Raw genomic sequence first — 11,869 nt, 5'->3', positions numbered from 1 at the left:
AAAATTGGGTAAGTCAAAGAACAGTGATGCCAGTTTTATTATGCAGGGATCCATCCTTGCCATTGCATCCATTATCAGCCGTATCGTGGGACTTATTTATCGTATCCCGTTGACGGCGATCATTGGAAAGACGGGTAATGATTATTATGGAACGGCATACAGTATATACAATATTATATTGATCATGTCATCATTCAGTCTGCCGCTGGCGGTCTCCAAACTGGTCGCATCCAGAATGGGAAATGGCAGAGCAAAAGATGCTTTCCGGGTATTTAAGGGAGCGCTTGGATTTGCTATCGTTAGTGGCGGGCTTGGTGCTTTGCTCTTGTATTTTGGTGCCGATTACTTTACCGGGACACTGCTAAAGACACCTTTGAGTGCGATCGCTCTTAAGGTTCTGGCACCGACCGTATTTGTCGTGGCTCTGCTCGGTGTATTCCGAGGATTTTTCCAGGGCTTAAATACCATGATGCCGAGTGCCTTTTCCCAGGTAGCGGAGCAGATCTTAAATGCCATCGTCAGTGTGGTTGCCGCTTATATGCTTTATTCCTACGGAAAGAGGGTAGGAGCGGTATTAGGTGATGCGGATGCTTACGCGGCAGCCTATGGTGCTGCGGGTGGAACCCTTGGTACGGCGGCAGGTGCCTTTCTGGCTTTCCTATTTGTGCTCTTTGTTTATCTTGTCTATCGGAAACGCTTTAAAAAGCGTATGCGGCGCGACCATCATCGCGAGCAGGAGTCCTATGGACATGTATTAAAGATGCTTTTACTGACCATTTTCCCGATCCTGCTCAGCACGATCGTTTACAATGTCAGCACCCTTATTGACCAGGGTGTATTTAAAAATATCGCATCTTTACAAGGCTATTCTGCAAAGCAGATTTCGGAATGGTGGGGTGTATATTCCGGTCAGTTTATTGTTCTGACCAATGTTCCGATCTCCATTGCATCTTCTTTGGCGGCATCCAGTGTACCGAGTCTTTCTACAGCATACCATGCCAAAGATTTTGATACGGTAAATCGACAGATCTCTCTGGCGACACGTTTTATTATGGTCATTGCAATTCCGTCAACGATCGGCATGGCAATCTTGGGCAGACCGCTCAACCTGCTTTTATTCCATGATGGAGACAAGACGACTATGATGATCATGCTGCTGGGAACCATTTCCATTGCACTCTTTGGACTATCGACCCTGACCAATGGACTTTTGCAGGGGATCGACCGCATGAAGACACCGGTCATCAATGCTGTGATCTCTTTGTTGGTACATGTCATAGCCTTATTCCTTTTGATGGAACTGTTTGATCTGAATATCTATGCGGTCGTGATCGCTAATAATATTTACGGACTGTGTGTCTGCATCTTAAATGATCTGGCACTGCGCCGTTATAGTGGAGCAAGGGTGAATCTGCAAAAGACCTATATCATTCCGCTGTTTGCGTCCATCGTGATGGGAATCGGAGTTTTCCTGTCCTATGAACTGGTGCACAAGATCATCAATTCCAATGCAATTGCAACGATTCTTAGTATCTGTGTCGGTGTTCTGATCTACTTTGTTCTGCTTTTGCTGATGAAGGGACTGACAGAATCCGAACTGGCGCGTATGCCAAAAGGCAATACTATCATTGCGCTGGCAAAGAAAATGCACTTGTTGCAGGAATCATGAATATATTTTTTTGAAATGCAAATACTGTTTGTGGTGATGAAAATGAAACGAACAAACAGTATTTGTATTTTTTTATGTATTGGACTGGTGGCTCTGGCACTCATCTTTTTTGCCATTGCAAAAACAAGTGAAAAAGACCAGAGAGAGGCGGAGGAAGAAGACAGGATGCTTCTGACCGAAAATTCCAGCATACCAAGTGCCAGTGAAAACCAGGCAAAGTATATGGTGCTCTTAGAAAATGACACGGTCGTAGTTTATGAGATCGTTGACTGGAAAAAGTATCTGACGACGGATATCGCAAAGGAGCGCCTGCCGGAAGATGTGGTCGAAGACTTAAGAGACGGCATGGATTTTTCCAGCGAAAAAGATCTCTTTGCCTTTTTGGAAAATTACAGCAGTTAGTTATATAAAACTGCCTCGCCAGTGTTGAGAATTGACAGGGCTTATGCTACAATGACATGTGGTGATTTTTATGAAGAATACTAGCAGTAGGGGATATGATGTCATTGTGGCAGGCGGCGGAGCCGCAGGTATGATGGCGGCTATTTTTGCAGCCAGAGCCGGTGCATCTGTCCTTGTGATCGAATTTAATGATAGACTTGGAAAAAAGATTTTGGCGACCGGAAACGGCAAGTGTAATTACACCAACCGGGCTATAGACCTGCACAATTATTATGGAGCCGACAGGGCTTTCTTAGAGCAGGTCTTTGCTGCCTTTTCAGAGCAGGATACGGAAGATTTCTTTCGAGGGCTTGGCATTGAGCCCTATGAACAGGAGGGGCTTTTGTATCCGCGGAGCAAGCAGGCAAAGAGTGTTCAGGGGGCTTTATTACAAGAGATCCAAAGGCTGTCTGTGACGCTGGTCATGGAAAAACAGGTCAAACGTATCGAAATGACAGATCCGGGATTTCTCGTTACGACGGCGGATAAAGAGACCTTTACGGCAGGAAGCGTCATTCTTGCCTGTGGCGGCAAGGCATCTGCTATCCGTGGCAGCCGGGGGGACGGTTATTATCTGGCGTCCTGTCTGGGGCATGAGATCGCAGAGCCGGTACCGGCACTTGTGCAACTGCATGCGGCGGATCCTTTGGTAAAAATGGCTGCGGGTGTTCGGGCAGATGCCGGGATCACGACCTGGATCGACGATAAGAAGACCGCTTTCTGGCAGGGAGAATTACAGATCACTGATTATGGGCTTTCAGGCATTGTAGTCTTTCAGTCCAGCCGGCTGGCGGCATATGGACTCTTGGAGAAAAAAGATGTCTGTCTGGATGTGGACTTTTTGCCAGAGTATGCTAAGACAGAGGCGGAAGAACTCTTACAGAGACGTTTGCATATGCGGGAAGGAAACCTGACCTTGGAGCAGAGTTTACAGGGACTCTTGCACGACAAACTGATCGCCCCGATCTTAAAAAGAGCCGGGCTTTCGGCAGAAAAACTGGCAGGAGATTGTGACAAAGAGGATGTGACCTGCCTCTTGGCAGCCCTGCGTCATTATGTAGTAAAGATCACGGATACCCATGGATTTTCCAATGCGCAGGTTACGGCAGGCGGCGTAAAGACCGACAGGATCGATCCAAAGACTATGGAATCTGAACTTGTGCCGGGACTTTTCTTTGCAGGAGAAGTCCTTGATGTGGACGGTATCTGTGGAGGCTATAATCTGCAATGGGCATGGTCCAGCGGAGCCCTTGCAGGCATGCATTGTATAGGAAAAAGAAAATGATCTTAATCAGACAGTTAAAGGTTGCCGTGTCGGAGCAGGAGACAGAAGGCATACGGCAGGCGGTCGCAAAGAAAATACATATTACGGTAGCATCGATCTACGAGATAGAGATCTTGAAGCGTTCGATCGACGCAAGGAAAAAGCCGGATCTTTTTTATATTTATACCGTGGCGGTTCGTCTGGACATCCATCAGGAAAAGAAGTTACTAAAGAAATGCGCAAAGGATACGGACATTTCCCTGTATCAACCGATGACTTTTCAGATGCCAAAGAGCGGAGAACAGCCACTCTCTAAGCGCCCGGTTATTGTCGGTATGGGACCGGCAGGGCTTTTTTGCGGGCTTTTGCTGGCACGCGCCGGTTTTTCACCCATCCTTTTGGAAAGAGGACGCGCAGTCGAAGATAGACAGGCGGATGTGGAAAAATTCTGGCAGACCGGATTGCTTGATACAGAGTCCAACGTGCAGTTTGGTGAGGGCGGAGCCGGAACCTTTTCGGATGGTAAATTAAATACATTGACTAAGGACAAGACCGGCAGAAATCAATTTGTTTTGCAGACTTTTGTGGAATTTGGGGCACCAAGGCAGATCCTTTGGGATGCAAAGCCACATATCGGTACGGACATCCTGCAGGAAGTCGTAAAGAATATGCGACAGGAGATCCGGCGCCTTGGTGGACTTGTCTATTTTGAGACAAAGTTTGAGGATTTTGAGGTCAAGGATGGCGTTTTGTCTGCCTTAAAGATCCGACAGGCAGGTCTAAATGAGACCATTAGGCTGGATGCCGGAGTGGCGGTGCTTGCCTTAGGACACAGTGCCAGAGATTCCTTTCAGATGCTTTATGAGGGCGGACTCTCCATGAGTGCCAAGGAATTTGCGGTCGGACTGCGCATTGAACATCCACAGACCATGATCCAGGAGGCGCAATACGGTAAGGATGCGCCGGGCTTTTTGGCGGCAGCCCCTTATAAGATGGCGACCAAATTAAAAAACGGACGTGGTGTCTATTCCTTTTGTATGTGTCCGGGTGGCTATGTCGTCAATGCATCTTCCATGCAGGAACATCTGGCGGTCAACGGTATGAGTTATTCCAAGCGGGATTCTGCCAATGCCAACAGTGCCATTGTGGTTTCCGTGGGGGCGGGCGAGTATGCCCTAGATGATCCCATGGGAGCGATCGCTTATCAGATGGCACTGGAAAAGAAGGCTTATACCCTGGCAAAGGGAGCCGTTCCCCAGCAGTTATACGGTGATTTTTGCAGCAATGTCAAAAGTTCTTCCTATGGCGATTTTGCTTCGCTTACCAAGGGAAAGACAGATTTTGCCAATCTGCGGGAACTTTTTTCTGAGGAGATCAATGCATCTTTTGTGGAGGGCATGACCTTGTTCGGGCATAAAATGACAGGCTTTGACCGAAAAGATGCCATATTATCCGGCATTGAAAGCAGGACATCTTCGCCTATCCGCATCCATAGAGACGGATCCTTTGTCGGCAGTGTGGAGGGGATATATCCTTGCGGAGAAGGTGCCGGTTATGCAGGCGGGATCACGTCTGCTGCTATGGATGGCATGAAAGTTGCAGAAGAGATTATAAAGAGATATCAGGTGAATTATGAATCATAAAAGTGTAGATTTTGAACAATTAACGCCCATGATGCAGCATTACATACAGACTAAGGATGCCAATCCGGACTGTATCCTGTTTTATCGTCTGGGTGATTTCTATGAAATGTTCTTTGAGGATGCTGAGATCGTATCCAAGGAACTGGAACTGACTTTGACCGGAAAAAGTTGTGGGCTTGAGGAACGTGCTCCCATGTGTGGCGTGCCATATCACGCAGCAGAGACCTATCTGACACGCCTGGTACAAAGAGGTTATAAAGTGGCTGTCTGCGAACAGATCGAGGATCCAAAAGAAGCCAAGGGCATGGTAAAGCGTGCCGTGACCCGTATCGTAACACCGGGCACCAATATGGATGCTATGTCTTTGGACGAGTCCAAGAACAATTATATTATGGGCATCTTTTTCGACGGTGACAAATACGGTCTGTCGATCGCAGATGTGACGACGGCGGATTTCTTTGTTACAGAAGTGGATTCCAACCGTTCCTGTCTGGACGAGATCAATAAATATGTGCCATCGGAGATCATCTGCAATGAGAATTTTACCATCAGCGGTATCGATATTGCGGATCTCAAAGAACGCATGCAGATCTCCATCGCAAAATTGGATGCTCATTATTTTGATGACCGTCTGGCTGTGGCTGTCTTGCTGGAACATTTCCACACCAGTCGGCTGTCTGCCCTTGGTCTGGAAGAGTTCCCTATGGGAAGTATTTCTGCCGGTGCTTTGATGAAGTACCTGACCGAGATCCAGAAGTCATCCTTGGAACAGTTCAACCATGTGCAGCCTTATCTCAATGGCAATTTTATGCTCTTGGATTCTTCGACCAGACGCAATCTGGAATTGGTCGAGACCTTGCGGGAAAAGCAAAAAAGAGGTTCCCTGCTCTGGGTCTTGGATAAGACCAAGACTGCCATGGGAGCAAGAATGCTCCGTTCTGATGTCGAACAGCCCCTGACCAATGCCGACCTGATCACTGACCGGCTGGATGCCGTAGACGAACTTTTACATAATATGATGGCAAGAGAAGAATTGCGGGAATACTTAAATCCGATCTATGATCTGGAACGTTTGAACACCCGTATCGTATATCAGACGGCAAATCCGCGTGATCTTCTGGCATTTAAAAATTCGGTTGCCATGTTGCCGGCGATCAAGACCGTGCTGGCAGACTTTAAGTCAAAAAATCTGGTGGAACTTTCTGAAAATATCGATAGTTTATCGGATATCTGTGCAGATATTGATGCGGCAATCTGTGAAGAACCACCGATATCTTCCAGAGACGGCGGCATCTTAAAGGATGGTTACAATGAGGAAGTAGACCGCCTCAGAAAAGCCAAGACCGAGGGCAAAAAGTGGCTGGCAGAACTGGAAGCGAAAGAAAGAGAGCGTACCGGGATCAAAAATCTAAAGATCAAATACAACAAGGTTTTTGGCTATTATCTGGAAGTGACCAATTCCTATAAGGATCTGGTACCGGCGGATTATCAGAGAAAACAGACGCTTGCCAATGCAGAACGTTTCTTTACCCCGGAATTAAAAGAGTTGGAAGATACCATTTTGGGAGCGGAAGATAAACTGATCTCCTTGGAATACGAATTGTTCCGGCAGTTGCGCAACCGCATTGCGTCGGAGGTGTCCCGTATTCAGACAACGGCAAAAGCCATTGCCAGACTGGATGTCTATGCATCCCTTGCCTATGTGGCAGAAAAGAACCATTATTGCAGACCAAAGATCAATACGCGCGGCCTGATTGACATCAAGGGTGGTAGACATCCGGTGGTCGAGCAGATGATGGATCAGCAGCTCTTTATTGATAACGACACCTATTTAGACAACAAAAAGCAGCGTGTTTCCATCATTACCGGTCCAAATATGGCAGGAAAATCTACCTATATGCGCCAGAGTGCATTGATCGTACTCATGGCACAGATCGGATGCTTTGTTCCGGCAAAGTCAGCAAATATCGGTATTGTAGACCGTATCTTTACCCGTGTAGGTGCATCGGACGATCTGGCGAGCGGACAGTCCACCTTTATGGTAGAGATGAATGAAGTAGCAAACATTTTGCGCAACGCTACCAAGGACTCCCTTTTGATCTTGGATGAGATCGGACGGGGAACAAGTACCTTTGACGGACTCAGCATTGCCTGGGCAGTAGTCGAGCATATCAGCAATGTCAAACTGATCGGAGCCAAGACCTTATTTGCCACCCATTATCACGAATTGACGGAGTTGGAAGGCAAATTAGAGGGTGTACATAACTACTGCATTGCCGTAAAAGAAAACGGTGATGATATTGTATTTTTACGAAAGATCGTCCCGGGCGGCGCGGACAAGAGTTATGGTATCGCGGTTGCCAAATTGGCAGGTTTGCCGGATGAGGTCATTGATCGTGCCAACCGCATTGTGACCCAGCTTTGTGAAAATGATATTGTAGACCTGGCAAAAAATATTGCGGTCGAAGGGCAGACGACAGGCGGCAAAAAACAGACCAAGCCACTGGATGATGTAGACAAGGCACAGATGTCCTTTTTGGATACGGTCAGTGATGATGCGATCATTGACGAACTCCGCAATCTGGACATCAGTCATATGACACCACTGGAAGCAATGAATGCGCTCAATGAACTACAGGTAAAGGTAAGAAATCGATGGTAAGAAATAAGATAGCGGTTCTGGAAAAATCGACAATAGATAAGATCGCGGCAGGAGAGGTCGTTGAAAGACCTTCCTCTGTCGTAAAGGAACTTGTGGAAAATGCGATCGATGCAGGGGCATCTGCCATCACGGTCGAGATCAAGGATGGCGGCAAATCCTATATCCGCATTACGGACAACGGCTGTGGCATCCCGGAGGACGAATTGTCTGTCGCTTTTATGCGCCATTCTACGTCAAAACTCCGGGACGCATCCGAACTGGCGGATATTCATACCCTAGGCTTTCGCGGTGAGGCGCTTTCCAGCATCAGTGCGGTCTCCAGGGTAGAAATGATCACCAAACCGGCAGATACCCTTATGGGCGTGCGCTATGTGATCGAGGGCTCTAAGGAAGTATCTTTGGATAAGATCGGGGCACCGGATGGAACGACGATCATGGTCTATCAGTTGTTCTTTAACACCCCGGCACGCAAGAAATTTTTAAAGACAGACACGACGGAAGCCTCCTATATTTCCGAACTGATGGAGCGGCTGGCACTGTCGCACCCGGATATTTCTTTCTGCCTTATTTCCAATAAAAAAGAAAAGATACATACCTCCGGCAATGGCAATCTCATGGATACCATTTATCAGATCTACGGCAGACTGATCGCATCCAACCTGCTTGCGGTAGAAAAGGAGACCGATCTTTTAAAAGTCAGTGGTTTTATCGGTAATTCCAATGTGGCGCGCGGCAACCGCAGTCTGGAGAATTTTTATATCAACGGCAGATATATCAAGAGTCCCCTGCTTTCCAAGTCTGTGGAAGAAGGCTATGTGGGCTATCTGATGCAGCATCAGTATCCTTTCTGTGTCCTGATGATCACGACCAAGGAAGCATCTGTGGATGTGAATGTACATCCGACCAAGCAGGAAGTCCGCTTTGATGATGAGATGGCAATCGCGGACATCTTTAAGTCGCTGATCTTTGAACGTCTGCATCAAAGAGAGGACATTGCCGAGGTGACCTTAGATGAAAATGTGCAGGCTGCTCCTTTGCGTAAGACGACAGAGAACGATGCGACAGATCCGGGGAGTGAGTCTATGACATGCGAACCGGAGAGCAAAAAAGAAGAAACCATAATAGAAGTGGCACCGGAACCTTTTGAAAAGTCCCGTCTGGAAAAAATGCGCCAGAAGATCACGGCACAGATCCATGCGGACACGCCATACGAAAGAAAGTACCAGGAGTATTATCAGGAAAAGGAAAAAGAGCAGGACCAGAGCCGGGAGGAAAAGGTTACTTATGAGCAGACCTCGTTTTTATCCGAGCAGGCGCGTGCCAAGCACCGTATCATCGGACAGGTCTTTGATACCTACTGGCTGATCGAGCATGACAATAAGTTGTATATCATCGACCAGCATGCCGCCCATGAAAAAGTCTTATTTGAGCGCATGATGAAGCAGCTGCAGGATAAGGAGATGACGACACAATACGTCAGCCCGCCGATCATTGTATCGCTGACCAAAGCAGAGCAGGATATCCTGAAACGCTACGAGGAAGTCTTTTCGGAATTGGGCTATGTCATTTCCTCTTTTGGTGGCAATGAATTTGCCATTGAGGGTGTGCCGGGCAATCTCTTTTCCTTTGATGTCAAAGAATTTTTTATGGAACTGCTGGCTTCCTGCGGCGAATTAAAAGGCAATGACGGTCACGATATGATCGTAGAAAAAGTGGCTTCCATGTCCTGCAAGGCGGCGGTCAAGGGAAACAACCGCCTGTCTTATCCGGAGATCGAGGAATTGCTGGATGAATTGTTATCCTTGGAAAATCCTTACCATTGCCCACATGGCAGACCGACGATCATAGCCATGACCAAATATGAATTAGAGAAGAAATTTAAGAGGATCGTATAATTATGAGCAAGAAACCACCTTTGATCATCCTTGCCGGACCAACGGCAGTAGGAAAGACAGAACTTTCTATCTCTCTTGCAAAAGCAATCGGAGGCGAGATCATTTCCTGTGATTCTATGCAGGTCTACAAATATATGGATATCGGTTCCGCCAAGATCCGGTCGGAGGAAATGGATGGCATCAGGCATTATCTGGTAGATGAGTTGTTGCCGGATGAGGAATTTCATGTGGCGCGCTTTGTCGCTATGGCAAAAGAGGCTATGGCAGAGATCTATGAGCGCGGGCATATTCCCATTGCAGTCGGCGGTACGGGCTTTTATATTCAGGCACTTTTGTATGATACGGATTTTTCCAAAGAAGACAGTGACGGAAAGATCCGGGCGGAATTAGAAGCCTTTGCAAAGGCGGAGGGTGCACTTGCCTTGCACGATCGTCTGCGTCAGGTTGATCCTGCCAGCGCGGATACCATCCATCCCAATAATATCAAACGTGTGATAAGGGCACTGGAATATTACCGGATGCACGGCAAGCCGATCTCCCTACATAATCAGGAACAAAGACAAAAAGAATCACCTTATGATTTTCGTTATTTTGTTTTAAATGACGACAGGGAAAATCTTTACAGACGCATTGATAAGCGAGTGGATCAGATGATGGAAGAAGGACTTTTGGATGAGGTCGATCATTTGCAGAAAATGGGCTATACCAAGGATATGGTGTCTATGCAGGGACTGGGTTACAAGGAACTCTTTGATGTTTTAGATGGAAGTTGCAGTCTGGAGGAAGGTATCTACCGCATCAAAAGAGATACCAGACATTTTGCCAAACGGCAGTTGACCTGGTTTCACAGCAAACCGGAAGTTATCTGGATCAATAAGGCGGATTTTTCCTATGACAATGCCGCTATTTTGACCTACATGATAAAAAATATGCAAAAAGAAAACTAGGAGAATAGATCAGATATGAAAGAAATGTATAAAAACTTTGGGATCGCGGATGCCGTTTCAGATTTTTGTCTGGAGGTGGAGGCATCCCTCAAAGATAGATTTGAAAAACTGGATGAGGTTGCAGAGTACAATCAGATGAAGGTGCTGGCAGCCATGCAGAAACACCGCGTGAGTGCCGAGTGCTTTAACGGAACCACCGGTTATGGCTATAACGATCTGGGGCGTGATACCTTAGAGGAGGTTTATGCGACCTGCTTTAAAGGAGAAGCCGCACTGGTACGTCCGCAGATCACCTGTGGGACACATGCGCTGGCATTGGCACTGATGTCAAATGTCCGTCCGGGTGACGAGATCTTATCCCCGGTCGGAAAACCATACGATACTTTAGAAGAGGTGATCGGTATCCGCCCGTCTAAGGGATCTTTGGCAGAATATGGTGTGACCTATGCCCAGGTCGATCTGCTTGCCGATGGCGGATTTGATTTTGATGGGATCAGAAATGCCATCAATGACCGCACAAAACTCGTGACCATCCAGCGTTCTAAGGGCTACGCTTCCAGACCGACATTATCGGTAGAACGCATTGGTCAGTTGATCTCCTTTATCAAGGAGGTCAAGCCGGATGTCATCTGTATGGTCGATAACTGTTATGGCGAATTTGTAGAAAAGAGAGAGCCACTGGAAGTCGGCGCTGATATGATCGTCGGTTCTCTCATCAAAAACCCGGGCGGTGGACTGGCACCGATCGGCGGCTATATTGTCGGAAAGAAAGAATGTGTCGAAAATGCGGCATACCGTCTGACCTCACCGGGACTGGGCAAGGAAGTCGGTGCATCCCTTGGCATGATGCAGTCTTTCTTCCAGGGATTTTTTCTGGCTCCAACGGTGGTAAACGCGGCCTTAAAGAGTGCCATCTTTGCGGCAAATGTATTTGAACGACTGGGCTTTGCCGTCATTCCGAACGGTAGTGAGTCCAGACATGACATCATTCAGGCAGTGACTTTTGAAAAGCCGGAAGGATTGATCGCTTTTTGCCAGGGGATCCAGGCAGCAGCACCGGTAGATTCCTATGTGACACCGGAGCCGTGGGATATGCCGGGCTATGACAGTCAGGTCATCATGGCGGCAGGTGCTTTTGTCCAGGGATCTTCCATCGAACTCAGCGCAGACGGACCGCTCCGCCCGCCATATACAGCCTTTTTTCAGGGCGGACTTACCTGGTATCACGGCAAACTCGGTATCATGATGGCACTGCAAAAACTTTATGATGCCAATCTTGTTAAGGGTATTTAATTATGCTAATATAAAATAATGTAGCCAAGAATGTTTTGACAAAGGCAACGGAGGA

General features: G+C 47.4%; 8 protein-coding genes. All 8 read left to right on the top strand.

Annotation, left to right across the window (positions count from 1 at the left end; translation table 11 throughout):
• The first annotated feature begins 4 nt into the window (after nt 1-4).
• Nucleotides 5-1,669, top strand: a complete 1,665-nt coding sequence (locus DW183_RS06855; protein WP_118281232.1) for a putative polysaccharide biosynthesis protein — start codon at nt 5-7, stop codon at nt 1,667-1,669.
• Between the two features lie 42 nt (nt 1,670-1,711).
• On the top strand, nt 1,712-2,071 hold the full coding sequence (locus DW183_RS06850; protein ID WP_118281231.1) for a hypothetical protein: 360 nt from the start codon (nt 1,712-1,714) through the stop codon (nt 2,069-2,071).
• Between the two features lie 70 nt (nt 2,072-2,141).
• On the top strand, nt 2,142-3,395 hold the full coding sequence (locus DW183_RS06845; protein WP_118281230.1) for an NAD(P)/FAD-dependent oxidoreductase: 1,254 nt from the start codon (nt 2,142-2,144) through the stop codon (nt 3,393-3,395).
• Nucleotides 3,392-5,017: an NAD(P)/FAD-dependent oxidoreductase gene (locus DW183_RS06840; protein ID WP_118281229.1), complete on the top strand. Its 1,626-nt coding sequence runs from the start codon at nt 3,392-3,394 to the stop codon at nt 5,015-5,017. The genes DW183_RS06845 and DW183_RS06840 overlap by 4 nt, the downstream gene beginning before the upstream one ends.
• Complete coding sequence (gene mutS / locus DW183_RS06835) at nt 5,007-7,679, top strand: DNA mismatch repair protein MutS (protein WP_243069529.1); 2,673 nt, start codon at nt 5,007-5,009, stop codon at nt 7,677-7,679. The genes DW183_RS06840 and mutS overlap by 11 nt, the downstream gene beginning before the upstream one ends.
• A complete protein-coding gene (gene mutL / locus DW183_RS06830; protein ID WP_118281228.1) occupies nt 7,673-9,574 on the top strand; it encodes a DNA mismatch repair endonuclease MutL in 1,902 nt (633 codons plus the stop codon). The genes mutS and mutL overlap by 7 nt, the downstream gene beginning before the upstream one ends.
• Nucleotides 9,575-9,576: 2 nt before the next feature.
• A complete protein-coding gene (miaA, locus tag DW183_RS06825; protein ID WP_118281227.1) occupies nt 9,577-10,521 on the top strand; it encodes a tRNA (adenosine(37)-N6)-dimethylallyltransferase MiaA in 945 nt (314 codons plus the stop codon).
• A gap of 24 nt (nt 10,522-10,545) precedes the next feature.
• Complete coding sequence (locus DW183_RS06820) at nt 10,546-11,814, top strand: methionine gamma-lyase family protein (RefSeq protein WP_442969793.1); 1,269 nt, start codon at nt 10,546-10,548, stop codon at nt 11,812-11,814.
• Nucleotides 11,815-11,869: the final 55 nt, after the last annotated feature.

The organism is Roseburia sp. AM16-25 (assembly GCF_003473825.1).
Lineage (GTDB): Bacteria > Bacillota > Clostridia > Lachnospirales > Lachnospiraceae > Pararoseburia > Pararoseburia lenta.
This window is presented reverse-complemented; position numbering and strand designations above follow the sequence as displayed.

Bases quoted from the DNA above. Each gene is read 5' to 3' on its own strand.
- DW183_RS06820 (WP_442969793.1), top strand. From the start codon at position 10,546: ATGTATAAAAACTTTGGGATCGCGGATGCCGTTTCAGATTTTTGTCTG.
- mutL (WP_118281228.1), top strand. From the start codon at position 7,673: ATGGTAAGAAATAAGATAGCGGTTCTGGAAAAATCGACAATAGATAAG.
- DW183_RS06850 (WP_118281231.1), top strand. From the start codon at position 1,712: ATGAAACGAACAAACAGTATTTGTATTTTTTTATGTATTGGACTGGTG.
- DW183_RS06845 (WP_118281230.1), top strand. From the start codon at position 2,142: ATGAAGAATACTAGCAGTAGGGGATATGATGTCATTGTGGCAGGCGGC.
- mutS (WP_243069529.1), top strand. From the start codon at position 5,007: ATGAATCATAAAAGTGTAGATTTTGAACAATTAACGCCCATGATGCAG.
- miaA (WP_118281227.1), top strand. From the start codon at position 9,577: ATGAGCAAGAAACCACCTTTGATCATCCTTGCCGGACCAACGGCAGTA.
- DW183_RS06840 (WP_118281229.1), top strand. From the start codon at position 3,392: ATGATCTTAATCAGACAGTTAAAGGTTGCCGTGTCGGAGCAGGAGACA.